The following is a 24,328-nucleotide window of genomic DNA, read 5'->3' on the forward strand; positions in this document are numbered from 1 at the left end:
CTCTGGGAATAGTATACCGATTTTTTGGTGAAAAATCAATTGAATCTGGCAAGAAAATGCAGATCGTTCCAAAATAAACCGGGATTTTTTGACGCGGGGTGCATCAGAACCGGCCTGTGTGTTGGGGGCGGCGTAATGAATCCAGCGATTTTCTTATGCATGGTGCCGAAAGTGAAAAAAGGACTGCTCCGACGGAGCAGTCCTTTTTGTGTTTGAGGGGGGAGGGAAGGCGTGATCAGCACCCTTCCTTTTCGGCCAGCTTCCGGCCCATGAGCACGCCCATGACGGAGGCCATCATCAGGCCGCGGGTCCAGCCGGAGGAGTCACCCAGGCAGTGCAGGCCCCGGATGTTGGTGTCGAGGTTCTCGTCCATCTTGACCTTGTTGGAGTAGAACTTCAGCTCAGGGCTGTAGAGCAGAGTCTCGTTGGCGGCAAAGCCGGGCACGACCATATCCAGCATCTTGATGAACTCGATGATGTTGGTCATGGCGCGGTAAGGCATGGCGGCGGTGATATCACCGGCCACGGCATCCTTCAGGGTGGGCTTGACGTTGGATTGCGCCAGCTCCTTGGGCCAGGTGCGCTTGCCGTCCAGAATGTCGCCGTAGCGCTGGACCAGGATGTGGCCCGCGCCCAGCATGTTGGTCAGCTCACCCACCTTCTGGGCGTAGGCGATGGGCTGGTTGAAGGGTTCGGTGAAGTTGTGGGAGACGAGGATGGCCAGGTTGGTGTTCTCGCTCTTCTTCTCCTTGAAGCTGTGGCCATTGACCACGGCCAGATCGTTGTCGTAGTTCTCCTGAGCCACAAAGCCGCCGGGGTTCTGGCAGAAGGTGCGCACCTTGTTCTTCCAGGGCTTGGGGTAGCCGATGAGTTTGGACTCGTACAGCACCTTGTTCACCTTTTCCATGACCTCGTTGCGGCACTCCACGCGCACGCCGATGTCAACGGTGCCGGGCTTGTGGGCGATGTGGTGCTCGGCGCAGATCTTCTCCAGCCAGTCGGCACCGCGGCGGCCCGTGCCGATGACCACGGTATCGGCATAAACAGCATGGGCTTCCTCGTCCTTGGGTCCCTTGATGAACACGCCCTTGCACTCCTCGTTCTCCAGGATGATATTCTCACACTCGGTGCTGAACAGCATCTCCACACCGTTGTCGGCCAGATAGTTCTGGATGGCCAGATACAGCTGCTGGGCCTTCTCGGTGCCCAGATGACGGATGGGGCAGTCCACCAGCTTCAGGCCGGCGTGGATGGCGTTCTTGCGGATCTCCTTGATGTCCTCGCCGGTGTAGATGCCCTCCACATGGGGGTCGGCACCGAACTCGAGGTAGATCTTATCGGTGTAATGGATGAGCTCCTGTGCGAACTCCTCGCCGATCAGGGTGGGCAGGTCGCCGCCCACCTCATAGGAAAGGCTCAGCTTGCCGTCCGAGAACGCGCCAGCACCGGAGAAGCCGGTGGTGATGGCGCAGGTGGGGCGGCAGTTGACGCAGTGGCCCAGCTCGGCCTTGGGGCAGTGGCGCTTTTCCACCGGCTTGCCCTTTTCCACCAGCAGGATCTTTTTCTTGCTGCCGTGGCGCAGCAGCTCTACAGCGGTGAAGATGCCGGCCGGACCGGCACCCACAATGATCAGATCGTATTTTTCCATAGTTTTTGAATTCCCTTACTATCAGATTTAGAATATTCTCTTTTGGCAGCGTCCTCGCCCTCTCAGGCCGCTTCGCGTCCAGCTCCCCCAAAGGGGGAGCCTCTGGCAGAACGACTCACCTTGCGGGGAATCGCGAAAGCCTCTCCCTTTGGGAGAGGTGGCAGCGCGTCAGCGCTGACGGAGAGGGCGAGTTCGTTAATCGTTGCTGTCTTCCTGCTCCACTTCCGCGCTCTCATCCACATGATCCAGCTCCACGGCGGAGGCTTCCACGTCGGCAGGGGCGATGTCCGGGGCGATCACGCCGTCACCGTTCAGATCCTGACCGGTCAGGGATTCCAGCATGGACTGGGTCTCGGGGTGGAGCTTGGCAAAGCGGCGGATGGCCAGCACGGTGTACAGGGCACTGAGCAGGTTGATGGCACCCTCGATGATGAGGATGATGCCAATGGCCATGACCAGCGTCTCCATGGTGCCGAAGGGGTTCAGGATCATCACCACGCCCAGCACCACGCTGAGCACCGGCAGCAGAAGGAAGCCCTTCCAGCTGGGGTACTCACAGCGGCGCAGGTCCAGAGCGTTCTGGATGCGGCCCAGGCTGTCGAAGATGACGAACAGGCCGAACACGATGGGCAGGATGCGCACCACGATGTCGCTGCGGAGGATCAGGAACGCGCCCAGGCCCAGGCAGATGATGCCCGAGATGAGGGTGAGCTGGCTCTGGAAGATGCCGCGCTCCACGGCAAAGTAGCGCACCAGCTGAACGGCGGCGCACACCAGCACCACGCCGCCCAGGGCGTAGCAGACCACGTTGAGGGCGGTGGAGGGCCGCATGAGCAGGAAGATGCCCAGCCCCAGGTAGAGCACGCTCATCAGGATCAGATTCCATTTCAACTTCTTTGCCATAAAAGGTCACGTTCCTTTCTTGTGTCGGACAGGTTCTGAAACGGTTTACTGTACAGCGGCAGCGTTGTCGTACATGGGCTCGATGATCTTTTTGTCCAGGCGGGCAAAGAACACAAAGCTCAGGGTCACGCTGGCCAGCTCTGCAATGACGAAGGACCACCACACCATATTCACATTGCCGGTCTTACTCAGCAGCCAGGCGGCGGGCAGCAGGACCACCAGCTGGCGGCAGACCGAGATGATCAGGCTGAACATGCCGTTGCCCAGCGCCTGGAAGGTGGAGGACAGGATGATGCTCATGCCGGCCAGCAGGAAGTGGAAGCAGATGATGCGCAGGGCAGGCTTGCCGATGGCCAGCATGGCCTCGCTGGCGGAGAACAGGCCCAGCAGCTTGTCGGGCAGGAACTGGAACAGCAGGAAGCCGACCAGCATGATGGCCTCGGCATAGAACATGGCGCACTTGATGGTCTTTTTGACGCGGTCGGGCTTGCGGGCACCGTAGTTGTAGCCGATGATGGGCACCATGCCGTTGTTCATGCCAAAGATGGGCATGAACACGAAGCTCTGCAGCTTGAAGTAAACGCCGAACACGGCCACGGCGGTGGCGGTAAAGGCCATGAGGATCTGGTTCATCAGGAAGGTCATCACGCTGCCCACGCACTGCATGGCGATGCTGGGCAGGCCGACAACGTAGATCCGTTTGATGGCTTCGGCGCTGGGGCGGAAGCCCTTGAAATCCAGCTGGATATCGGGGTTCTTGCGGAGGTTGAGGTAAAAGGAGACCCCTGCGCCGCAGAACTGGCCGATGACGGTGGCCAAGGCTGCACCGGTGGTGCCGGACAGGGCCTCGCCGCAGTAGCCGAAGATGAAGATGGGGTCAAGGATGATGTTGACGACGGCACCCACCAGCTGGCTGATCATGCTCAGGGTGGTGCGGCTGGTGGCGGCCAGCAGTTTCTCGTTCATCACCTGCATGAACATGCCCAGGCTGAGCACGCAGCAGATGGTCAGGTAGCGGATGCCCTGCTCGGCGATGTCGGCATCGGCGGTCTGGGCGTAGAAGTAGGGGCGCACAACGGTCAGGCCCAGCACCAGAAAGACCAGGTAGCTGCACAGTGCCAGGAACAGGCCGTTCTCGGCGGTCTTATTGGCGCGGTACTGGTTCTTTTCGCCCAGGCTCTTGGAGAGCAGGGCGTTGACACCCACGCCGGTGCCGATGCCCACGGCGAACATCAGGTTCTGCAGCGAAAAGGCCAGAGAGACGGCGGTCAGGGCGTTCTCACTGACACGGGCGACAAAGATCGAGTCCACCACGTTGTACAGTGCCTGCACCAGCATGGAGATCATCATCGGGATGCTGAGCTTGATCAGCAGCGGGTTGACATCCATGGTGCCCATGATATTTTCGGGTTCGGAAAGATTGAGCTGTTTGTTTTCCACGATTTCTCCTTTTGACGTTGAATGATAGACGAGGGTTTATGCTTGAACAGGCGGGCGTTGCCGTTGCCCAAAACGTGGGCAGAGCACAAAAGCACCCTACCCACGAAGCAGCATTGTTTTTTGGGCCGTCCGGCCCGGCGGGGATCACTCAGCCATGGTCTTTTCCTTGGCGGCGACAGCGTCCAGGATCATCTTGACGCAGGTCTCGCGGCCCAGGGCGGCGTTGATGGCCAGATCATAGTTGTGGGCATCGCCCCAGCGGTTCTGGGTGTAGTAGTTGTAGTAGGCAGCACGGTTGCGGTCGGTCTTTTCGATCTCTTCCTTGATGCCCTTCTCGTCGTGTGCTTTGACCAACGGGTCGGTCTTGGCCAGCTCACGCCGCCATTCCACCGGTGCGTAGATGAACACGCGCAGCACATCCTTGCGCTCCCGCAGCACATAGTCACCGCAGCGGCCCAGAATGACGCAGGGGCCTTCCTCGGCCAGCTGTTTGATGATGCGGCTCTGCAGGATGAACACCTGATCACCCAGCGGGAGCTCGTTGCCCATGGTATACAGGCTGTACAGCAGGCTGTGGGTGCGGCGTTTTTCGCTGGCGGCTACGGCTTCCTCCGAGAGGCCCGAATGCTTTGCGGCCATGGTGATCAGCTCCTTGTCGTAGAGCTTGATGCCCAGTGCGTTTGCAACATCCTCTGCGATGTAGTTGCCGCCGGTGCAGTACTCACGTCCAATGGTGATGATCGTTTTTGCCATAATGTGTTCCTCCCTATGTTGTGGTTTCTATCCCGAAAAGCGCTTTGCGCTGCCGGCTCAGAGGCCGGGCTGCACGGTGCTTGGGTCCTGTTGGGGTGCGGCAGGCTCTGCCGCGGGCTTGGGGGGCGCGGGGAGACGGACTTCCGCCACCCGCATCCGCCCGGTCTGGTCCACCGCGTACACGCTGCAGCGGCCGCCTGCGGCCAGCTGTTCGGGCGGGAAGAGCAGCCCGCCCTCGGGCGTGCGCTCCATCCGGCGGAAGGTGCGGTGGGCAGTGGTGGCGTGGGCCACGCCATCGTGGACGGCATAAGCCGCCCAGCCGGAAAAATCCTCCGGCAGCGGATCCTGCTGGCCCCGCTGCTCAAAGAAATAGCTGCCATCCTCGGCGCGGGTCAGGTCGCACCGCACCCGGTTGGGCAGGTCGGCGGCCACTTCCCGCTGCTTGGGCCGCAGGGCAATGGCCCGGCCCGTGAAGTATCGCATAAAATCCGCCAGCGCCATGGTGCAGTTCACGGCACCGTCGCTGTCGGCAGTGGGGTCGTTCAGCAGCACGAAATCCGCCAGAACGGCATCATCGTGCCCGAAGCCCCGCAGGCCCATCCAGACCCCCACGGGGTCCCGCTGGCCCCGGATGCGGCGCTCCACCCGGACTGCGATGGAGCAGTCATCGTGGATCTGGGCGCGCAGGTCGGCCAGATCCATCCAGGCCTGCCAGCAGGGGTAGCCGCAGCAGCCCGCCGCAGCAGCCGCAAAGGCGGCATTGCCGGTGGAGCTGGTGGCTTTGTCCTCCATGGCGTAGGCAACTTCTTCGGGCAGGATATCCTCGCCGTAGCGGTTCATCAGGGCCGCCATCACAAGGGGAAGGTCCATCTCCCGGCCAAAGCTGGGGTCGTGGGCGCTCAGGCAGTATTCCGGCAGGTAGAGCCGCCGGTTCAGCGGGTGGCCGTTGTGCTTCTCCCAGGCAAGGGGGCGCACGGCAGCGGCCAGCAGCCGGACAGCCGGGGTGGCCTTGTCATCGTTGGTGGAAAGGTTCACCTGCAGCTGGATGCCGGTGCCGCCGCCCGGTGTGGCAACGGTGACGGTGTCCCCCATCAGGAACACCAGCCCGTCCTCGCTCTGGGCTTTGATGCTGCAGCGGGGGTAATCCGGTGCCCACTTGCCAAAGCTGAGCCAGCCGGTCCAGGTGTTCCCGGCATAGACCCGGCAGCGCACCTCGACCATGGTGTTGTGGGGGGCGCTGGCGTTCCAGCTGACATTCAGGTTGCAGAAGGCCGGCATGGCGAACTCCGGGGTGGTATAGCTGCCGTAGGGCAGATAGCGGCCGGCGGAGGAATCCAGCACCACCGCGCCGCTTTCCAGCGCCACATTGTCCAGTGCGCCCCGGGAGAAGGTCTCGGTGCCGTGCAGCACCAGATTGTTCCGTTGTTCCATCCGCACTTCTCTCCTTTGCGCGCTGTGGACGGCGCAGTGTTATTCTTCGGGGGTGTCCTGGCCGCGCTCGGCGCGCAGCTCCTTTTCCAGCTGGGCATCGTGGAGCTTCTGGATGCTCTCCTCAATGTGGAACACCCGGTTCAGGTCGCCGTAGACGATCTGGCAGCAGATCTCGCACTGGAACCAGAAGCCGAACACCAGCATCAGCAGCAGGCCCAGCGGCATACACAGGATCACCAGACCCCAGAACAGGATGGTGACCAGCGCTGCAGCCAGCGCGTGGGGCAGGAACGCGATCATGCAGTTCAGGCTGTTTTTCAGCGTCAGGCGCAGGGGCTGATCCAGCAGCACGATCTGGGGCCACATGTAGGAAAACAGCATGTGGAACAGCACAAGGTTCAGCACCGTGGCCACCCACATGGGAACGCCCACATTGGTGCCGTGGTACAGCATGTTGAAGCAGAAATAGACCAGGAAGATCTGCACCGTGACGACCACGCAGTACAGAATGCCGGGCAGGATGCTGGCCTTGAAGTTCTGCCGGAAGGCCCGGCGGTAGGTTGTCCACCAGTAACCGGCCTCGTCACGCAGGGCGCGCAGCACCGTGTCGTACACGCCGGCCAGCGCGGGGCCTGCAAGGATGCCGCCCGCAATGGCGCTGACGATCATCACGGTCAGGTTGTTCATCAGGAAGCCGATGTACACCAGGCAGATCACCGGCAGAAAGCCGATGCAGGTGAGCAGGTTTGCAAGGAACATGCCGCTCATATCGCGGCCCACCAGCTCAAAAAAGCGGCCTACGCCCGTTTTGCGGGGCGTGTCCTTTTCAACGCCCGGCCCGTCCTTGAAATCTTTAGAAGAAGGAAATAAACCCATTTGTTCCGGAATACCTCTCTTTTGTAATGGGCAGCAATGCCATTGTGCTACCTTTCTGCTTATAAATATACCCGGATTTTGTGGATTTTGCAAGCTAAAAAGCACGTATTTGTAAAAAAAGTGTGTTCTCTCCCATTTTGTCCCAAAGTATGTTACAATGATACTGGCCTTTTGGGCCGGAAGGAGGAAAGGAATTTGAGCATTTTACGCACCATTGCGTTATTCGTTTATCTGTTTGGCTATATGATCGTGCACTATGCCACCCTGCGCCGGGCCGAGCGTGCCCTGGCTGCCGGGGATCTGGACACGGTGGAGCAGATCGTCAAGGCCAATATCCCCCGCTGGAGCCGGGGCATCCTGCATGTCACGGGGGCCCGGATGACGGTGGAAGGGCAGGAGAATATCCCGGCGGGGCCCTGCGTGTTCGTGGGCAACCACCGCAGCTACTATGATATCCCCATCCTGCTGACCGCGCTGGACGCGCCCCACGGCATTCTGGCAAAGGAGGAGCTGGAAAAGATCCCCCTGCTCAACCGCTGGATGAAGCTGCTGGGCTGTGTGTTCGTCAAGCGGGATGACATCCGCGCTTCCGTCAAGGCCCTGAACGATGCCACTGCCATCGTGGAGAGCGGCCGGAGCTTCGTCATCTTCCCCGAGGGCACCCGCTACAAGGGCGAAGAGGGCGGCGCGGGCGAGTTCAAGGCCGGTGCCTTCCGCATTGCCATCAAGACGGGGGTGCCCGTGGTACCGGTGGCCATCTCCGGCGCGCGGGACCTGTTTGAGGGCCACGGCCTGCGGGCCACGCCCGGCGATATCCGGGTGCGCATCCTGCCCGCCATCCAGACCGCAGGCATGAGCAAGGCTGAACAGAAGCAGCTGCCCGATGCCGTGCGCCAGACCATTCTGGCCCAACTGTAAGGAGAACTATGGCAAGCTATCGTTACGAGCGGGATATCGACCCCGCAGACCTTACCCCGCGGGCGGAAAAACAGTATACCCGCAAAGAGCGCTGGGCCAACTGGTGGGATTATAACCTCAAGTGGGTCCTCCTGATCGGCATTGCAGCGGCTTTTGTGGCGTACAGCTTCATCGGGCAGTATTTCTTTACCACCAAGCCCGATTATAATGTGGCAGTGGTGGCCCCCTACTACCTGCCGGATGACACCGTGACCGCCCTGCAGGAGCAGCTGGCCCGGTACGGCGAGGACCTGAACGGCGACGGCAAAACGGTCGTGACTCTGAATGTCTACACGCTGGATTATTCTGCCGGGGATACCCAGACCGAGAGCGATGCCTACCTGACCATGGCGGGCACCACCAAACTGGCCACAGATGTGGCGGGCGGCCTGAGTTCGGTGTTCCTGCTGTATGACCCGGCGGGCTTTCAGGAGAGCACCGGTGCTCTGCGGTATCTGGACGGCACCCTGCCCGAAGCCGGAAGCGACAGCGACTGGTGGAACATGGTCTACCGCTGGACGGACTGCCCGGTGCTGACCGGGCTTGACCTGGGCGAGTACCGGGTCGACACGACCCACGCCCGGGGCGGCGACAGCCAGGCCTGTCTCGCGGATTTCTATGTCGGGATGCGCGGGGCCTGGAACACCGGCACCGAGGAGAACCTTGCGGGCGGCGAGGAGCTCTGGCAGGCACTGACCGCCGGGGCAGTCTCCACCGTGGAAGCGGAGGGGTGAGCCGATGCGGTTCCGTATCCTGCGCCGGGAAAAAGGCGCGCCCCGCCGCCCGGCTCCCGTGCCGGAACCACCTGCTGTGCCGGTTCCGCCCCGTGCCGCTGAGCTGGAAAACCCCTATGGGAGATACTATGGAACGGCGCGAAGCCGGGAAGATCTGAAACGCTGAAGAGGTGCTGCCACGGGCGGCACCTCTTCAATTCTATTCGCTTCTTGCAGGTGCTAGTTGAAAAGTTATCCACCCTGAAACCCTGCGCCCTTTGTTGTTTCTGTGTCCGAGTTATGGTATACTAATCCAGTATCACGAAATGCAAAGGATGTGGAATGATGGACGCACTGGAACAGGCCCGCCGGGAGATCGACACGGTGGATGCCCAGCTGGCTGCCCTGTTTGAGCGGCGGATGAAGGCGGTGCTCAGCGTGGCGGAATACAAAAAGGCCCACGGCCTGCCCATCTTTGATGCCGCCCGCGAAAAGGTGGTGCTGGACAAGGCCGAAGCGCGGATCGGGGACCCGGCCCTGCGCCCCTATTACCGGGATCATGTGCAGAACATGATGGACGTGGCCAAGCAGTACGAGGCTGAGGTGCTGGGCCGCAACCGCGCTGCCTATCAGGGCGTGGAGGGTGCCTTTGCCCACATTGCGCTCCGGGCGCTCTTTCCCCATGCCGAGGCTGTGAGCTGCCCCACCTGGGATGAGGTGTTCGATGCCGTGGAAAAGGGCGATGCCGCCCACGGCGTGGTGCCCTTTGAGAACAGCCACGCGGGGGATGTGTCGGCGGTGCTGGACCTGTGCTATAACCACCCCGGGTTGTGGGTGGTGGATGTCTACGACCTGCCCATCTCCCAGAACCTGCTGGTGCTGCCCGGCACCCAGCTTTCCGACCTGACCCGTGTGTACAGCCACCAGCAGGCCATTGCCCAGAGCGAGACCTTCCTGAAGCAGTTCGGCCTGCCCGCCACGGCCATGCCCAACACGGCCATGGCGGCAAAGTTTGTGGCGGAGAGCGGCGACCGGACCAGGGCGGCCATTGCCAGCGTGGAAACGGCCGCCCTGTACGGGCTGGAGGTGCTGGTGCCCAGCATCAACACCGATGGCGACAACACCACCCGCTTCATCGTTCTCAGCCGCGAAAAGCCTACGGCGGGCAACCGGTTCTCCCTGCTGTTCACGCTGGACAACAAGCCCGGCAAGCTGGCCGAGGTCATTCAGGTCATCGGTGCCAGCGGCTACGATATGGAGTCCATCAAGAGCCGCCCGCTGCCCCACGTCCCCTTTGATTATTATTTTTACGTCGAGCTGGTGGGAGACCCCGCCGCCGAAAAGACCGCCGCGCTGCTGCGCGAGCTGAATCATGTCTGCCGCACGGTACGGCTGTTAGGAGTGTATACGAAATGAGCGATTTCATCGGGACAAAGCTCACCATGAATCTGGGCGAGCGCAGTTATGATATCATCCTGAAAAACGGTGCACTGGAAAATCTGTACCAGTTTGCCCGGCTGGACCGCAAGGTGGCCGTTGTCACCGACAGCGGTGTGCCTGCCGAATATGCCCAGCGCGTGGCCGACCAGTGCCGGGAATCCACCATCATCACGGTGCCGCAGGGCGAGGCCAGCAAGAGCTTCAAGATCCTGGAAACGGTGCTCCGGCAGATGCTGGAGTTTAACATGGGCCGCGGCGACCTGGTGGTGGCCGTGGGCGGCGGCGTGGTCGGGGATCTGGCCGGATTTGCCGCTGCCATCTACATGCGGGGCATCGATTTTATCAACTGCCCCACCACCACCCTTTCCATGATCGATTCCTCCATCGGCGGCAAGACCGCTGTGGATCTGGGCGATACCAAGAACATCGTGGGCGCGTTCTGGCAGCCCAAGCTGGTCATCGTGGACCCGGCCACCCTTTCCACCCTGCCCCGCCGCCACTACATCAACGGTCTGGCGGAGGCGGTCAAGGCGGGCCTGCTGGCGGACCCCGAGCTGTTTGCCATCTTTGAAAAGGGAGATATCGATACCCAGATCAGCGAGATCATCTACCGCAGCCTGCGGTTCAAGAAGAACGTTGTGGAGCAGGATGAGACCGAGCGCGGGATGCGCAAGGCCCTGAACTTCGGCCACACCATCGGCCACGGCATCGAGGCCGTCAAGGGCATCAAGGGCCGCCGCACCGTGGGCCTGTTCCACGGCGAGTGCGTGGCGCTGGGGATGCTGCCCATGATCGAATCCAAGGCGCTGCAGAAGCGGGTGCGGGCGGTCTACCGCCGCATTGGCCTGCCCACCCGCACCACCTATAACAAGGAAAAGGTGCTGGCCGAGATGCTGCACGATAAAAAGGCCCAGGGCGGCCAGATCACGGTCATCAAGGTGCCGGGTCTGGGCTGCTGGCGGGCCGAGACCATCCCCGTGGAGGGCCTGCGCCCCCTGCTGGGTGTGGAGGAGTAAGCCATGAAAAACACCTTTGGCAGCGACCTTTCGCTGACCATTTTTGGCGAGAGCCACGGCAGGGCCATCGGCGCGGTGCTGGACGGCATGGCGGCGGGCGTGCCTGTGGACGAAGCCTTTCTTGCGGCCTGCATGGATAAGCGCCGTGCCCGGGGCGACGGCCTTTCCACCCCCCGTGTGGAGGGGGATGCGGTGCAGTTCTTGTCCGGCGTGGTCAACGGCCGCACCACCGGCACTGCCATTGCCCTGATGATTGAAAACCAGAACACCCGCAGCGGCGACTATGCCAAAACGGCTGACCTGCTGCGGCCCGGCCACGCGGATTACACCGCCTACGCCAAGTACCACGGCTATCAGGATGCCCGGGGCGGCGGCCACTTTTCGGGCCGCGTCACCGCCGCGCTGGTGGCAGGCGGTGCTCTGGTGCTGGGAGCCCTGAACCGGGCCGGGATCGAGATCGTGACGCACATCGGGCGGTGTGCCGGGATCGGCGATATCCCCTTTGCGCTGGATGATCCTGCCGCACTGGCGGCGCAGGCCGAGGCACTGCTGAACAAGTCCGAGGGCTTTGCCCTGCTGGACGGCAGTGTGGAGGAACCCATGAAAGCTGCCATCCGTGCCGCCGGTGCCGAGGGCGACAGCGTGGGCGGCGTGCTGGAGACCGCCATTCTGGGCCTGCCCGCAGGCGTGGGCGAACCCTATTTCGACAGTGTGGAGAGCAAGCTCGCTCACCTGGCCTTCTCCATCCCGGCGGTCAAGGGTATCGAGTTCGGTTCCGGCTTCGGCTTTGCGGACCAGAAGGGCTCGGAGGCCAACGATGCCTTCCGGATGCAGGGAGAGCGGATCGTCACCGCCACCAACCACAATGCGGGCCTGAACGGCGGCATCTCCAACGGGATGCCCGTGGTGTTCCGCACGGCGGTCAAGCCCACCCCCAGCATCTACAAAACGCAGGACACGGTGGACTATATGGCAAAGAAGGACGCGGAGCTGTCCATTCAGGGCCGCCACGACCCCTGCATCGTGCCCCGGGCCGCCATTGTGCAGACCTGCGCCGCCGCGCTGGCCGTGGGCGACCTGCTCACCGCAAAATACGGCATGGCCTGGATGGAGGATCCCACCGGCTACCGCAAGGAGGTGCTGTAAATGGAATACGGACTCATCGGCGGGCGGCTGGGCCACTCCTACTCCAAGGTCATCCACGAGATGCTCTGCGGCTACCGGTACGACCTGTGCCCCCTGCCCACGGAAGAGGAAGTCCGGGCCTTTATGACCCGGCGGCAGTTCAGGGCCATCAATGTCACCATCCCCTATAAGCTGGTGGTCATGGAGTACTGCTCCTACATCGACCCCCACGCCAAGGCCATCAACGCCGTGAACACCATCGTCAACAGGAACGGCCTGCTCTACGGCTACAACACCGATTACCCCGGATTCTCCTACCTGTGCGATGCACATGGGGTGGAGTTCAAGGACAGGACTGTGCTCATTCTGGGCACCGGCGGCACCCACAACACCACCTGGGCCGTGGCCCATGACCGGGGCGCGAAACAGATCTATACCGTCAGCCGCCATCCCGACCCCGAAAAGGGAGAGCTGACTTATGCTCAGGCCCTGACTACCGGGGCGCAGATCATCATCAACACCACGCCGGTGGGCATGTACCCCAATGTGGGCGTGAGCGCCCTGGATATCACCTCCATGCCCGGGCTGGAAGCCGTGATCGATGTCATCTATAATCCCGATAAGACCGAGCTCATCCTCCGGGCCGAGGAGCTGGGGGTGCCCATTGCCGTCGGCGGCCTGGAAATGCTGGTGGCGCAGGCAGTGTACGCGGCAGAATTTTTCCTCGACCGTAAGTTTGAGGATGCAGGTGCCGAGATCGCCCGTGTGACCAGCGAGCTGCGGCGGGAACAGCTGAACATTGCCCTCATCGGGATGCCCTCCTCGGGCAAATCCACCCTGGGCCGCGCTCTGGCGGAACGGCTGGGCAAGCGGTTCGTGGATCTGGATGAGGAGATCGTCAAGGCCGACGGCCGGAGCATCCCGGACATCTTTGCCGCTGAGGGGGAGGCAGGCTTCCGGAAGCTGGAGGCCGCGCAGACCGCCCGCTTTGCCCGGGAGAACCGGCAGGTCATCTCCTGCGGCGGCGGCGTGGTCAAAGACCCGGCAAACCTCCGGGCGCTCCACGCCAACGGCATCGTGCTCTTTATCGACCGGCCGCTGGAAGATCTGCTGGTGGGCGGCGGAAGGCCTCTTTCCACCAGCCCCGAGGCCCTGAAAACCATGGAAGCCCAGCGCCGCCCGCTCTATCTGGCGGCAGCGGATGCTGTGATCCCCAACAAGACCACCCCTGCGGATGCCGTGACGGCGGCAATGGAGGCGCTGGATGAAATTTTTAGTCATTAACGGTCCCAACCTCAACCTGACCCAGTTCACGGAGCCGGGCATGGAGGGGCAGATCGATTTCAATACACTGCTGGATTATATCGAGGCGGGCTGTGCCCAGATGGATGTTCAGGTGGACTTTTTTCAGTCCAACCACGAGGGTGACCTCATCGATGAGATCCAGTCGGCGGCAGGCCGGGCCGATGGCATCATCCTCAACCCGGGCGGCTACGCCTATTACAGCGTGGCCATTCTGGAAGCGCTGCAGGTGTGCGGCGTGCCCGCCGTGGAAGTGATGCTGGCCGACCCCAGCGGCAAGGAGCCCTTCCGCAGCGTGGACGTGGTCTCCTTTGGCTGTCAGGGCCGCTTTGCAGGCGAGGGGGTCAGCGGATATCTCCATGCCTGCGCCTACCTTGTGCAGCTGCTCCGGCTGGATGGCGGCGCGCAGACGCACCTGGTGCAGTAACAACCCTCTCAGTCTCGCATCCGCTCGCCAGCTCCCCCGAAGGGGGAGCCCTTGGCAAGTAGGGCAGGCTGTGCAGCAAAACGGAAAGCATAGAGACAAAACAGAAGGGAAAAGAAACAAGATGATCATTTCGACCAAAAAAGGCACCCCCAAGGAAGAGCTGGAAAAGATCGTAGACAAATTCGAGAAGCAGGGCCTGGATGTGACCCTGATCACCGGCAAGGATTACAATGTGTTCGGTCTGGTGGGCGATACCACCAAGATCGATGAGCGCGACGTGCTGGCCAACCCCTGGATCGACAACGTCACCCGCGTGTCCGCCCCCTATAAGCGGGCCAACCGCCTGTTCCACCCCGCCGATTCCATCATCGACTGCGGCGGCGTGAAGATCGGCAGGGGCGAGAAGATCGCCGTGATGGCAGGCCCCTGCAGCATCGAGGGCGAGGAGCAGGCACTGCGCATTGCCAACGGCGTAAAGGCGGGCGGTGCAAGCCTGTTCCGCGGCGGCGCTTATAAGCCCCGCACCTCTCCCTACTCTTTCCAGGGTCTGGAGACTGAGGGTATCCTCGATATGGTCAAGGCACGGGAGGTCACCGGAATGCCCATCGTGTCCGAGCTGATGAGCGAGGACCGGATCCCGGAGTTTGAGGAATATGTGGACGTGGTGCAGATCGGTGCCCGCAACATGCAGAACTTCCAGCTGCTCAAGGCCGTGGGCAAGATGCACAAGCCTGTGCTGCTCAAGCGCGGCCTGTGCAACACCATCGAGGAGTGGATCATGTCCGCAGAGTATATCATGGCCGGCGGCAACGAGCAGGTCATTCTCTGCGAGCGGGGCATCCGCACCTTTGAAAAATACACCCGCAACACCCTCGACCTCTCCGCTGTGCCCATCATCCACGAAAAGACCCATCTGCCCATCATCGTGGACCCCAGCCACGCCACCGGCAAGGCCAATCTGGTGGAGCCGATGATGATCGCTGCTGTGGCCGCCGGGGCCGACGGTCTGGAGGTGGAGGTCCACTATGATCCCCGCCACGCATGGAGCGATGGCGCACAGTGCCTGACCCCGGATGCCTTTGCACAGGCCATGGCAAAGTGCCGTCAGGTTGCATGGGCCATTGGCCGGGATATGTAAGATGGATGTGGTGGTAAAACGCGCCCGCGCAGTGGCGGGCAGGATCGCCGCGCCGCCCAGCAAAAGCATGGCTCACCGGGCGGTGCTCTGCGCGGCGCTGGCAAAGGGGACCTCCCATCTCCATCATCTTGCTTTCAGCAAGGATATCTCCGCCACGCTGGGCGCGGCGGCCCGGCTGTGCGCCCGTGTCACCACCGGTGAAAACGACGCGGTGGTGGAGGGGCTGGGCCGCTTTCTGCCGGTTGATGCCCCCGTGGACTGCTGTGAGAGCGGCAGCACCCTGCGCTTCCTCATCCCGCTGGCCAGCCTGACCGGGCAGGAAGTGACTTTTACAGGCCGTGGGCGGCTGATGGAGCGGCCCCAGTCGGTCTACAAAACGCTGTATCAGCAGCAGGGCCTGCGCTTTGAGCAGGGCGCGGACCGCCTGACTGTGGAAGGTGCCCTGACCCCGGGCGAATACGAGCTGGCGGGCAACGTGTCCAGCCAGTTCATCAGCGGGCTGCTGTTTGCCCTGCCCCTGCTGGGCGGCACCAGCACCCTGCACCTCATCCCGCCTGTGGAGAGCCGGAGCTACATCGATATGACCCGCGCGGTGCAGCACGCCTTTGGCGTGGAGAGCCGCTGGCTGGATGAAAACACGCTGGAAATTCCCGGCGGGCAGCACTATCTTCCCGGTGATTACACCGTGGAGGGCGATTACAGCCAGGCGGCTTTTCCTGCCGTGCTGGGCGCTGTGACCGGCGGTGTGGCCATCACCGGCCTGTCTGAGGAGACCTTGCAGGGCGATGCCGCCATTCTGGAGATCCTCCGGCGGTGCGGTGCAAGATTCACCCGCACCGGGCAGGGCGTGGTGTTTGAAAAGGCCCCGCTCCACGGAACGGACATCGACCTTGCCGACTGCCCCGACCTGGGCCCTGTGCTGATGGTGCTGGGCCTGCTGTGTGAGGGCACCACGGTCATCCGCAACGCCGAGCGTCTCCGCATCAAGGAGAGTGACCGCATCGAGGCCATGGAGACCGAGCTGCGGGCCTGCGGCGGGCAGCTGGAGAGCGAGGGCGGCACCATTACCATCCACGGCTGTGCCGGAGCGCTCCATGCCCCGGAGCAGCCGCTTTCCGGCCACAACGACCACCGCGTGGTGATGAGCCTTGCGGTGCTGGCGCTGGCCGCCGGGCTGGCCCTGCCCATCAGCGGGGCCGAGGCCATTGCCAAGAGCTGGCCGGATTTTCTGGAAGCCATCAAGCCTTTGGGCGCGGAGGTGGAACATGTTGGATAAATCAAAGCGTTATCTCATTGTGGGCCTGGGCCTGCTGGGCGGCAAGTACGCCTTGGAGCTGAGCAGGGCCGGGTTCCATGTGGACGGCATCAACCGCAGCGAGGGCCATCTGCAGTATGCCCTCGACCACGGCTATATCGCCAGCGGCAAGACCCACGATTTTGAGGATCTGGTGCGTCAGGCCGATCATATCATCTTTGGCTTGTACCCCACGGCCCTGATCGAGTGGTTCCGGACCTACGGCCACCTGCTGAAGGAGGGCTGCATCTTTACCGATGTGTCGGGCGTAAAGACCGGTCTGGTGGAGCCCATTCAGGCCATGTGCAGGCCGGGCGTGGAGTTCATTGCCAGCCACCCCATGGCGGGCCGTGAGACCTCCAGCGTGGAGCACGCCGCCGAGGTGAATTTTGCCCCGGCCAACTTCATTGTGACCCCCACGGAAAAGAACACCCCGGAGGCCGTTCAGTGGGCCAGGGAGCTGGCCGAGGTGCTGGGCTTCAAGCATATCTGCACCCTGACCGTGCAGGAGCATGACAGGATGATCGGCTATGTCAGCCAGCTCTGCCATGCCATCGCCGTCAGCCTGATGTGCGCCAACGACAATACCTCGCTGTGCGAGTACACCGGAGATTCCTTCCGGGACCTGACCCGCATTGCACGCATCAACGATAAGATGTGGGCGGAGCTGTTCCTCTGGAACAAAGAAAACCTTATCTCCGAGATCGACCAGTTCAGCGGGGCGCTGAACGAGATGCGCAACGCCCTTGTGGCCGATGACCGGGAAAAGCTGGAGGAGATGTTCCGCCTGTCCACCCAGCGCCGCGCGGCGTTTGATAAGAAAGCGCCGTAACCTTTTCAGCACACAGCGCTGCTGTTTTTTCCAGCTCCCCTGCTGGGGGGAGCTGGAAGCGAGACTGAGAGGTTTGGCACAACACGAAAAAATGAGGTGTACCGAATGCCCAAACAGGAAGGCCAGAAATCCAAGCTGCTGGCGCTATTGCGCATTTTTGAGCAGCAGACCGATGAAAACCACCTGCTGAACGTGCCGCAGCTGGTGGAGCTGCTGGAGGCGCAGGGCATCCGCTGTGAGCGCAAGAGCGTGTACAGCGATATTGAGGCACTGGGTGCGCTGGGCTATGACATCAAGCTGCGCCGGGGCCGGGGCGGCGGGTATTTCCTTGCCAGCCGCACCTTTGATCTGGCGGAGCTCAAGCTGCTGGTGGATGCCGTGCAGGCAAGCCGGGTGGTATCCGGTACCACGAGCAGGCGGCTGATCCACAAGCTGGAAAAGCTCTGCTCCAACTACGAGGGCAGCCAGCTGCAGCGTCAGGTCTATGTGGAGGGCCGCCCCAAGACCGACAGCAAGAGTCTGCTGTACAGCATCGATGCCCTGCACGAGGCCATCAACAACGGTAAAATGGTGGAGTTCCTCTACAGAAAAGCCGACAGCCGCGAGAAAGAGAAAAGGACCGTCAGCCCGTGGCAGCTGGCCTGGGAGAACGGGTGCTACTACCTCATTGCCTTTGCCGACGAAAAGGGCATCCGCCATTATCGGGTGGACAAGATGAGCGGGGTCCGGGTGCTGGATGCGCCCCGGCGGGGTCAGGAGCAGTTTGCGGATCTTGACCTGCCTGCCTATCTGCGCAAGCACTTTGGAATGTACGGCGGGCCGGAGCATCGCGTTACCCTGCGGTGCACCGCTGATCTGGAAGGTGCCATGCGGGAGCGCTTTGGCGCAACGCCCATGTTCCTGCCCGAGGAGAATGGCTGCTTCCATTTTGATGTCCCCATCTGCGTCAGTGACCAGTTCTATGGCTGGGTCTGCGGCTTTGGCGGCAAGATAGAAGTGGTTGCCCCGCCCGAAGTGCGGCAGGGAATGCGGGAGATGACCGCCCGGCTGGCAGAACAGCATCAATAACAAAAAAGGACTGCAAAAGCAGTCCTTTTTTGCGTGTTTACGGTTCCTTCAATTCCAGATCACTGGGCAGGATCAGATCCAGCGCGGCGGCGGGCTCGGCGACAAGGCGGCGGCTCTGGTGGAAGATGGCCTTTTCCAGTGTGTTGCGGGCAAGGCGGCCATTGCCGGCGGTACGGGCATCGGCTGCCTGCCAGCGGGCATAATAGCCCAGCAGGGGTTCGGTGCAGGCTTCGGCCAGGGTGTAGCCCTTGTTTTTGGCAAGGACCTGGGTGATCTGCAGCAGCTCCACGGCGGTGTAGTCCGGGAACTCGATCCGGTTGGGAAAACGGCTGGCAAGGCCGCTGTTGGCGGTGAGGAAGGTCTCCATCTCCCTGGTGTAACCCGCCAGAATGACCACCAGCTCATCCCGGTGATCCTCCATCCCCTTCACCAGCGTGTCGATGGCTTCCAGCCCGAAGCTGTCCTGCTCACCGCGGTAAAGGCTGTATGCCTCGTCAATGAAGAGCACACCACCCAGCGCGCTCTCGATGACGCTGTTGGTCAGGGGGGCGGTGTGGCCGGTGTAACGGCCCACCAGGTCGGCGCGGGTCACCTCCACCAGCTGGCCGCCCTTGAGGGCACCGATGGCTTTCAGATACCGTGCCACCAGCCGGGCAATGGTGGTCTTGCCGGTGCCGGGGTTTCCGGTGAAGATCATGTGCATCGAAAGGCTGGCAGTTTTCAGCCCGGCGGCGGCGCGGCGCTGCTGCACCTGCAGGTTGTCGGCCAGACCGAACACATATTCCTTGACCGGGGCAAGGCCCACCAGCTCGTTGATCTCGGCGCGGATGGCATCCAGCGCGCCGGTGTAGGCGGCAGGCAGCAGGTCGAACAGGGGCTGGTCTGCGCCGTCGTTCAGGCGGAACAGCACCCCTTCCGGCCCGGCGGTCAGGGTCACGGTGCCGGTCAGGGTTTCATCGGTTCGCAGGCAATATTCACTCAGGGCGCGGAAGATGCGGTCGGTGCACGCGGAAAGGCCTGCCGCACCCTTCTGTGTGGTGCACTGGGCCGCGACATAGTCCCGCACGTCGGCCCCGGCGGAAAGGGTCAGCCCCAGCCGGGTGCGGATCTTCTGGGCCAGCGCGTTGAGCTGCTGTGCGGCAAGGGCGGCCAGATCCTCCCGGGTGTAGGAGGCCGTCTCGCAGACATCCCCCAGTGCCGACACCAGCGCCGCACCGAATTTGTCAGCCAGTGCCTCCCGGCCCTTGTGGGAGTAGAAGATGAGGTATTTGCCGCAGGGGTCGATGCGGCCGACGGCTCCCGGGGCCAGCGCCGTGCCTGCATCCACAAGGATACCCTCTTTGTTCACGAGATACCGGCTGGACAGGGGGGCACTGCCCTTGACGGCCAGATCAGACAGGGTCTTCAGAAAGCCGGGATAACAGCTCTCGTAGTGCTCAAAGGCAAGGATCTCCCCGGGCGCGTGCAGGGCAGCGTAGAGGTCCTGCAGGAAGAGCTTTTCGGCTCCGGAATTGGGGTAAAGGGCCAGATCCAGCGTGGCGATCCTGTCGCTCTGCAAAAGGCCCCGGGCCGCCATGCAGCGGGCAGTTTCTTCCAGTGCAAAATGCCTGCCTGTGCCTGCCCCGCCTGTGAGCAGGATGACGTTGCGGGCGGCGGGGGGTTCGGTGCCCAGCACAAAGGGGCGGCGCATGGCCCGCACCACGCTGTCCACAAAAGCATCCTGCCCCAGCACCGTCTGCTTGACCTCGGCGGCAAGGCCTTCAAAGCTGCCCAGATGTTCCGGCTTCACGTCGGTGGTGCCCCTGGCCAGCAGGCCTTCGTCCTCCATGTCCCGCAGCATCTGGCGGCTGCTTTCCAGCGCGGCGGCGGTGGCATCGCTCTGGGTTTTGAGCTGGGCGTTCTGCTGCTTCAACAGCTCGTCCAGCCGTTTCTGTTGTTCCAGAAGCGCCGCGTTCAGGTCGGGCAGGGCGGCGCTGCCGCCTGTTTTGGGTGCAGAAGTGCCGGGGGCAGCCTTGAATCTGCCCCCCGGGCCGAACACGCCGTTCATCAGACTTTCCCAATCATCGGTGTATGCCATAAAACTTCCCTCCGTGCAGTGCTTTTTCTTTCAGTATAGTGGAGTCTGGTACGTTTTGCAAGGAAAGGGTTGAAATAAAGGACAAAGTTCGTTACACTATTGTCAAACGAAAGGATGAATTGCCATGGAGCCAAGAACACCTGCTGAATGGAAGACGCTGTTTGAGAGCGAAGCCTTTGCCCGCCAGACGGAATACTACGGCCCGCTGGGGGTGGAGTATACCCCCGCCGGGACACACCTGCGCCTGTGGGCTCCCACGGCAAAACAGGCAGCAGTGAACCTGTACCGCCGGGGCACCGGCGGGGCCTGTGTGGGCACCCTGCCCCTGCAGCAGCAGGACAAGGGCGTGTGGAGCATCTATCTGCCCGGCGACCAGCACGGAAAATACTACGATTTCACCCTTACCACCCCGTTTGGCACCTGCAATGCAGCGGACCCTTACGCCCGCTCGGCTGGGGTGAACGGGGTGCGCAGCATGATCTTTGACCCGGCCCGGGTAGACCCGCAGGGCTGGGAGCGGGATGTGCGGCCGGTGATTCCACCGGCCCGGCGCAGTGTGTGGGAGGTCAGCGTCCGGGATTTCTCGCAGGACCCGGCCAGCGGTGTGCACACAGCCTGGCGGGGCAAATTTCTGGCCTTTACCCAGCAGGGCACGACCCTGAGCAGCGACGGCATCCACCCCACCTGCCTGAATTACCTCAAGCGGCTGGGGGTGAGCTATGTCCAGCTCATGCCAATCTTCGATTTTGGCAGCGTGGATGAGAGCCGCCCCCTGACCCGGCAGTATAACTGGGGCTACGACCCCACCAACTTCAATGTGCCCGAGGGCAGCTACTCCACCGACCCCACCCGGGGTGAGGTGCGGGTGCGGGAGTGCAAGCAGATGATCGCGGCCCTCCATGCGGCGGGCATCGGCGTTGTAATGGACGTGGTGTATAACCACATGTACCGCTCCGACAATGTGCTGAACCGGGTGGTGCCCCTCTACTACTTCCGCCAGAACGACGACGGTTCCCTCTCCAACGGCAGCGGCTGCGGCAACGAGTTTGCCTCCGAGCGGCCCATGGCCCGGCGCTATCTCATTGATTCGGTGCTCTATTGGGCGCGGGAATATCACATCGACGGCTTCCGGTTTGACCTGATGGGCCTGTATGACGTGGAGACCATGAACCTCCTCCGGGCTGAACTGGACAAGCTGCCCGGCGGGCGGGATATCCTGATGTACGGTGAGCCGTGGCAGGGTGGCTGCAGCGCCCTGCACCGGTACGAGGCCAACAAGAACAACCTGAATATGCTGAACGAGCGCATCGGTATCTTTTGCGACAACACCCGGGATGCCATCAAGGGCGGCTGCTTCGATGCCCGGGAGCCGGGCTATGTGGAGGGTAAGCCCGGGAGTTTCTGGGATATCGGTGCTTCGGTGGCGGCGTGGTGCCGCAGTGAAAAGCTGCCGCCTCACGCCCCGGGGCAGATCATCAGCTACGTTTCAGCCCACGACAACTTCACCCTGTGGGATAAGCTCCTGATGGTGCGCTACGCCCGCCCGGAGTTTGCCGCTGTGGACAAGACCGCGCTGGCCCAGAACCGGCTGGCAGCGGGTATCTACCTGACCAGCATGGGCCTGCCTTTCTGGCAGGCGGGCGAGGAGTTTGCCCGCACCAAGAAGGGGCAGGGCAACAGCTACCACTCCAGCCCGGCCCTCAACCGGCTGGACTGGCACCGGGCCGAACAGTTCCACAGCCTTGTGGATTACTACCGCGGGCTCATTGGTCTGCGGGCGGCGTTCCCCCGGCTGGGCGCGCTGGACAAGGCCAGCCCTGCCGCCATCGAGTTCTTCCCGCTGGAACAGCCTCTTGTGGGCTGGCGGCTCCCTGCCCAGTGGGGCGACGGCGCGGCATGGAGCGCCCTGTGCGTCTACTATAACCCCACCGAGACGGCGCAGGTCGTCACCCTGCCCGGCGGCAGCTGGAAGCTGCTGAGCGACGGCATCTCCTCCAGCCTGTGGCGGGGCAGCAGCCGCATCTGCACCGGCCAGACCGTCCTCCTGCCCCTGAGCGCCACCGTGTTTGGGCAGGTATAAAAATACGGTCTGCCGTTGCTTGACAACCTGCAATTGAAAATCCCCTGACCAGTTCAACGCCGGTCAGGGGATTTTTGATTTATTGATCAGGAAAAAATTGGGGAGAATCAGGAGTTTTTCTGTGCCTGCTGGGTCTGGGCGTTCTTTTCGCCCAAGGTCAGGCTGACGGTCTGCATCTGGCCTTCCCGGGCCACGGTGATGGAAAGAGTATCGCCGGCGGCGTGCTGCTGGATCAGGGTGCCAAGGTCGTCCTTCTGGGCGATCTCAGTGCCGTCGATGCTCACGATGCGGTCACCGGTCTTCAGACCGGCCTTGTCGGCGGGGCCGCCCTGCACAACATCCACAACGTAAACGCCGTAGGCAGTGACGTTGAGCTGCGCTGCGGTCTGGGCATCGGTCACAGCCAGATAAGTGATGCCCATGTAGGGGCGGCCGGAGACATAGCCGTTCTCCAGCAGATCCTGTGCCACCTTGATGGCATCGTTGATGGGGATGGCGAAGCCCAGACCCTCTGCATCGCTGGAGGAGGACTTTGCGTTGACCAGACCGATGAGCTCACCGTTCATGTTGAACAGGCCGCCGCCGGAGTTGCCGGGGCTGACAGAGGCATCCATCTGGATCAGGGACATGGTGTTGGTGGAGCTGGTGCCCTGGATGGTCACGCTGCGGTTCAGGGCGCTGACGATGCCGCTGGTCACGGTGCCGCCCAGCTCACCCAGCGGGTTGCCCACGGCCAGCACGCTCTCGCCCACGGCAAGGCTGTCGCTGTTGCCAACGGTGGCGGGGGTCAGGTCGGTGGCATCGATCTTGAGGACAGCCACGTCGCTGGTGTCGTCCTCGCCCACCACGGTGGCGGGGTAATCGGTATCGCCGATGGTCACGGTGATGTTGGATGCGCCGGACACAACGTGCGCACAGGTCAGGATATAGCCGTCGGAGCTGATCACGACACCGCTGCCTGCGCCGCTCTCCACCTGGCTCTGGCCGTACCAGGACCACTGGGAGTAGACCACCTGCTCGGTGGTGATGACCACAACGCTGGGGCTGACCATCTCAGAGACCTGAGCGGTGGTCATGCCGGAAGCGGTGTTCACCGCGGAGGCAGAGCCGGAATCACTGCTGGACGTGGAGGAAGGTGCCACCTGCTGGATGACCACCTTGCCGCCTGTGTTGCCCACCTGGGCTCCCACAAAGCCGCCGACAAAGCCCATGGCTGCTGCCAGCACCAGCGCAACTGCACTGCGGGCGATATTGCCGTTTTTCCGGCGGCGCTTTTTGGGAGGCTGTTTGGGGCTTCCCTGTGCGGCCTGATACCGGGGGTCTTCCGGAGGCGGCACCGCGCCGCCATCGCTGCCGCTGTTCGGCTCGGCCTGGGGGGCAGCCTGTGCGGCCTCGCCGTAGGTACCTGCCGTGTTGGCGGTGTTCATGCCGGAGGAGCCAACGTTGGGGTAACCGGTCTCGCCGGTCTGGCTATGTTCAGAGGAATAATCGTATTCCCACTTGTTCTCGTTATCCATACTGGTTACTTCCTTTCTCAAAGGGAATGGTTCGGAGGGGGCGCTTCTGCCGCACCTCCTTGGAACTGTTTCTATTGTATCCGGTAATTGTGAAAAGGAATCGCTGACCGGGTGAAGAATATGTGAAATAAGGTCGCAGCGGGAAGCCTTGACAGCGGCGCGGGGGCTTGGTATTTTAAGAACGACCCTCTCAGTCATCGCTGCGCGATGCCAGCTCCCCCGAAGGGGGAGCCAACACATCTGACAGGCGAGCAATCGCTGATTTGCAGGGGCCTTATTCGGAGCCACAAT

At 62.3% G+C, this 24,328-nt stretch carries 21 protein-coding genes; 13 read left to right on the forward strand and 8 right to left on the reverse strand.

All coding sequences use genetic code 11. The features are described 5' to 3' along the window. Positions 1 to 235: 235 nt before the first annotated feature. The 6 genes from ACKXGA_RS10630 to ACKXGA_RS10655 all read right to left on the reverse strand — a co-directional run bounded on the left by ACKXGA_RS10630 (position 236) and on the right by ACKXGA_RS10655 (position 7,051). On the reverse strand, positions 236 to 1,648 hold the full coding sequence (locus ACKXGA_RS10630) for an NAD(P)/FAD-dependent oxidoreductase (RefSeq protein ID WP_097769758.1): 1,413 nt from the start codon (positions 1,646 to 1,648) through the stop codon (positions 236 to 238). Positions 1,649 to 1,843: 195 nt separating this feature from the next. Continuing rightward, positions 1,844 to 2,551 (reverse strand): HdeD family acid-resistance protein, encoded by a 708-nt coding sequence (locus ACKXGA_RS10635; protein ID WP_423729474.1) that lies wholly within the window; start codon positions 2,549 to 2,551, stop codon positions 1,844 to 1,846. Between the two features lie 45 nt (positions 2,552 to 2,596). After that, positions 2,597 to 3,949: an MATE family efflux transporter gene (locus ACKXGA_RS10640; protein WP_423730404.1), complete on the reverse strand. Its 1,353-nt coding sequence runs from the start codon at positions 3,947 to 3,949 to the stop codon at positions 2,597 to 2,599. 186 nt (positions 3,950 to 4,135) lie between these two features. After that, positions 4,136 to 4,744, reverse strand: a complete 609-nt coding sequence (locus ACKXGA_RS10645; protein ID WP_097769755.1) for an AAA family ATPase — start codon at positions 4,742 to 4,744, stop codon at positions 4,136 to 4,138. Between the two features lie 57 nt (positions 4,745 to 4,801). Continuing rightward, positions 4,802 to 6,175, reverse strand: a complete 1,374-nt coding sequence (locus tag ACKXGA_RS10650) for a hypothetical protein (RefSeq protein ID WP_223384657.1) — start codon at positions 6,173 to 6,175, stop codon at positions 4,802 to 4,804. A gap of 39 nt (positions 6,176 to 6,214) precedes the next feature. After that, positions 6,215 to 7,051 carry a DUF624 domain-containing protein gene (locus tag ACKXGA_RS10655; protein ID WP_423729475.1) on the reverse strand — a complete coding sequence of 279 codons (837 nt, stop codon included), beginning with the start codon at positions 7,049 to 7,051 and terminating at the stop codon, positions 6,215 to 6,217. A gap of 195 nt (positions 7,052 to 7,246) precedes the next feature. Between ACKXGA_RS10655 and ACKXGA_RS10660 the strand changes: the two genes are divergently transcribed. The 12 genes from ACKXGA_RS10660 (at position 7,247) to ACKXGA_RS10715 (ending at position 18,363) form a co-directional block, all read left to right on the forward strand. After that, a complete protein-coding gene (locus tag ACKXGA_RS10660) occupies positions 7,247 to 7,969 on the forward strand; it encodes a lysophospholipid acyltransferase family protein (RefSeq protein WP_186851026.1) in 723 nt (240 codons plus the stop codon). 8 nt (positions 7,970 to 7,977) lie between these two features. Beyond that, the gene (locus tag ACKXGA_RS10665; protein ID WP_423729476.1) at positions 7,978 to 8,742 is read left to right on the forward strand and encodes a hypothetical protein; all 765 of its coding nucleotides are present in this window, start codon (positions 7,978 to 7,980) and stop codon (positions 8,740 to 8,742) included. A 4-nt stretch (positions 8,743 to 8,746) separates the two neighbouring features. Next, positions 8,747 to 8,908: a hypothetical protein gene (locus ACKXGA_RS10670; protein WP_181966885.1), complete on the forward strand. Its 162-nt coding sequence runs from the start codon at positions 8,747 to 8,749 to the stop codon at positions 8,906 to 8,908. 158 nt (positions 8,909 to 9,066) lie between these two features. Next, positions 9,067 to 10,137 carry a chorismate mutase gene (locus ACKXGA_RS10675; RefSeq protein ID WP_117535434.1) on the forward strand — a complete coding sequence of 357 codons (1,071 nt, stop codon included), beginning with the start codon at positions 9,067 to 9,069 and terminating at the stop codon, positions 10,135 to 10,137. Next, positions 10,134 to 11,177: a 3-dehydroquinate synthase gene (gene aroB, locus ACKXGA_RS10680; protein ID WP_005928440.1), complete on the forward strand. Its 1,044-nt coding sequence runs from the start codon at positions 10,134 to 10,136 to the stop codon at positions 11,175 to 11,177. The genes ACKXGA_RS10675 and aroB overlap by 4 nt, the downstream gene beginning before the upstream one ends. A gap of 3 nt (positions 11,178 to 11,180) precedes the next feature. Next, complete coding sequence (gene aroC, locus ACKXGA_RS10685) at positions 11,181 to 12,323, forward strand: chorismate synthase (RefSeq protein ID WP_423729477.1); 1,143 nt, start codon at positions 11,181 to 11,183, stop codon at positions 12,321 to 12,323. Then, the gene (locus ACKXGA_RS10690) at positions 12,324 to 13,586 is read left to right on the forward strand and encodes a shikimate kinase (protein WP_097769749.1); all 1,263 of its coding nucleotides are present in this window, start codon (positions 12,324 to 12,326) and stop codon (positions 13,584 to 13,586) included. After that, positions 13,567 to 14,031: a type II 3-dehydroquinate dehydratase gene (locus ACKXGA_RS10695; protein WP_005928431.1), complete on the forward strand. Its 465-nt coding sequence runs from the start codon at positions 13,567 to 13,569 to the stop codon at positions 14,029 to 14,031. Before ACKXGA_RS10690 ends, ACKXGA_RS10695 begins: the two co-directional genes overlap by 20 nt. Positions 14,032 to 14,152: 121 nt before the next feature. Then, positions 14,153 to 15,169: a 3-deoxy-7-phosphoheptulonate synthase gene (gene aroF / locus ACKXGA_RS10700; protein ID WP_423729478.1), complete on the forward strand. Its 1,017-nt coding sequence runs from the start codon at positions 14,153 to 14,155 to the stop codon at positions 15,167 to 15,169. A gap of 1 nt (position 15,170) precedes the next feature. Next, the gene (aroA, locus tag ACKXGA_RS10705; RefSeq protein WP_423729479.1) at positions 15,171 to 16,445 is read left to right on the forward strand and encodes a 3-phosphoshikimate 1-carboxyvinyltransferase; all 1,275 of its coding nucleotides are present in this window, start codon (positions 15,171 to 15,173) and stop codon (positions 16,443 to 16,445) included. Further along, on the forward strand, positions 16,435 to 17,295 hold the full coding sequence (locus tag ACKXGA_RS10710; protein ID WP_097769745.1) for a prephenate dehydrogenase: 861 nt from the start codon (positions 16,435 to 16,437) through the stop codon (positions 17,293 to 17,295). The genes aroA and ACKXGA_RS10710 overlap by 11 nt, the downstream gene beginning before the upstream one ends. Before the next feature lie 105 nt (positions 17,296 to 17,400). Then, positions 17,401 to 18,363, forward strand: coding sequence for a helix-turn-helix transcriptional regulator (locus ACKXGA_RS10715; RefSeq protein WP_097769744.1), 963 nt, complete (start codon positions 17,401 to 17,403; stop codon positions 18,361 to 18,363). Between the two features lie 37 nt (positions 18,364 to 18,400). Here the strand turns inward: ACKXGA_RS10715 and ACKXGA_RS10720 are convergent, their stop codons facing one another. Next, positions 18,401 to 20,440 (reverse strand): AAA family ATPase, encoded by a 2,040-nt coding sequence (locus tag ACKXGA_RS10720; protein WP_423729480.1) that lies wholly within the window; start codon positions 20,438 to 20,440, stop codon positions 18,401 to 18,403. A gap of 124 nt (positions 20,441 to 20,564) precedes the next feature. On the opposite strand from ACKXGA_RS10720, the gene pulA reads away from it, so the two are divergent. Continuing rightward, positions 20,565 to 22,520 carry a type I pullulanase gene (pulA, locus tag ACKXGA_RS10725; protein ID WP_156062379.1) on the forward strand — a complete coding sequence of 652 codons (1,956 nt, stop codon included), beginning with the start codon at positions 20,565 to 20,567 and terminating at the stop codon, positions 22,518 to 22,520. Between the two features lie 107 nt (positions 22,521 to 22,627). Here pulA and ACKXGA_RS10730 read toward each other — a convergent pair whose 3' ends face one another. Further along, the gene (locus tag ACKXGA_RS10730; RefSeq protein WP_423729481.1) at positions 22,628 to 24,037 is read right to left on the reverse strand and encodes a S1C family serine protease; all 1,410 of its coding nucleotides are present in this window, start codon (positions 24,035 to 24,037) and stop codon (positions 22,628 to 22,630) included. Positions 24,038 to 24,328: the final 291 nt, after the last annotated feature.

The organism is Faecalibacterium hominis (ex Afrizal et al. 2022) (assembly GCF_049545105.1).
Taxonomy (GTDB): Bacteria; Bacillota; Clostridia; order Oscillospirales; family Ruminococcaceae; genus Faecalibacterium; species Faecalibacterium duncaniae.

Bases quoted from the DNA above. Each gene is read 5' to 3' on its own strand.
- ACKXGA_RS10630 (WP_097769758.1), bottom strand. From the start codon at position 1,648: ATGGAAAAATACGATCTGATCATTGTGGGTGCCGGTCCGGCCGGCATC.
- ACKXGA_RS10635 (WP_423729474.1), bottom strand. From the start codon at position 2,551: ATGGCAAAGAAGTTGAAATGGAATCTGATCCTGATGAGCGTGCTCTAC.
- ACKXGA_RS10640 (WP_423730404.1), bottom strand. From the start codon at position 3,949: ATGGGCACCATGGATGTCAACCCGCTGCTGATCAAGCTCAGCATCCCG.
- ACKXGA_RS10645 (WP_097769755.1), bottom strand. From the start codon at position 4,744: ATGGCAAAAACGATCATCACCATTGGACGTGAGTACTGCACCGGCGGC.
- ACKXGA_RS10650 (WP_223384657.1), bottom strand. From the start codon at position 6,175: ATGGAACAACGGAACAATCTGGTGCTGCACGGCACCGAGACCTTCTCC.
- ACKXGA_RS10655 (WP_423729475.1), bottom strand. From the start codon at position 7,051: ATGGGTTTATTTCCTTCTTCTAAAGATTTCAAGGACGGGCCGGGCGTT.
- ACKXGA_RS10665 (WP_423729476.1), top strand. From the start codon at position 7,978: ATGGCAAGCTATCGTTACGAGCGGGATATCGACCCCGCAGACCTTACC.
- ACKXGA_RS10670 (WP_181966885.1), top strand. From the start codon at position 8,747: ATGCGGTTCCGTATCCTGCGCCGGGAAAAAGGCGCGCCCCGCCGCCCG.
- ACKXGA_RS10675 (WP_117535434.1), top strand. From the start codon at position 9,067: ATGGACGCACTGGAACAGGCCCGCCGGGAGATCGACACGGTGGATGCC.
- aroB (WP_005928440.1), top strand. From the start codon at position 10,134: ATGAGCGATTTCATCGGGACAAAGCTCACCATGAATCTGGGCGAGCGC.
- aroC (WP_423729477.1), top strand. From the start codon at position 11,181: ATGAAAAACACCTTTGGCAGCGACCTTTCGCTGACCATTTTTGGCGAG.
- ACKXGA_RS10690 (WP_097769749.1), top strand. From the start codon at position 12,324: ATGGAATACGGACTCATCGGCGGGCGGCTGGGCCACTCCTACTCCAAG.
- ACKXGA_RS10695 (WP_005928431.1), top strand. From the start codon at position 13,567: ATGAAATTTTTAGTCATTAACGGTCCCAACCTCAACCTGACCCAGTTC.
- aroF (WP_423729478.1), top strand. From the start codon at position 14,153: ATGATCATTTCGACCAAAAAAGGCACCCCCAAGGAAGAGCTGGAAAAG.
- aroA (WP_423729479.1), top strand. From the start codon at position 15,171: ATGGATGTGGTGGTAAAACGCGCCCGCGCAGTGGCGGGCAGGATCGCC.
- ACKXGA_RS10710 (WP_097769745.1), top strand. From the start codon at position 16,435: ATGTTGGATAAATCAAAGCGTTATCTCATTGTGGGCCTGGGCCTGCTG.
- ACKXGA_RS10715 (WP_097769744.1), top strand. From the start codon at position 17,401: ATGCCCAAACAGGAAGGCCAGAAATCCAAGCTGCTGGCGCTATTGCGC.
- ACKXGA_RS10720 (WP_423729480.1), bottom strand. From the start codon at position 20,440: ATGGCATACACCGATGATTGGGAAAGTCTGATGAACGGCGTGTTCGGC.
- pulA (WP_156062379.1), top strand. From the start codon at position 20,565: ATGGAGCCAAGAACACCTGCTGAATGGAAGACGCTGTTTGAGAGCGAA.
- ACKXGA_RS10730 (WP_423729481.1), bottom strand. From the start codon at position 24,037: ATGGATAACGAGAACAAGTGGGAATACGATTATTCCTCTGAACATAGC.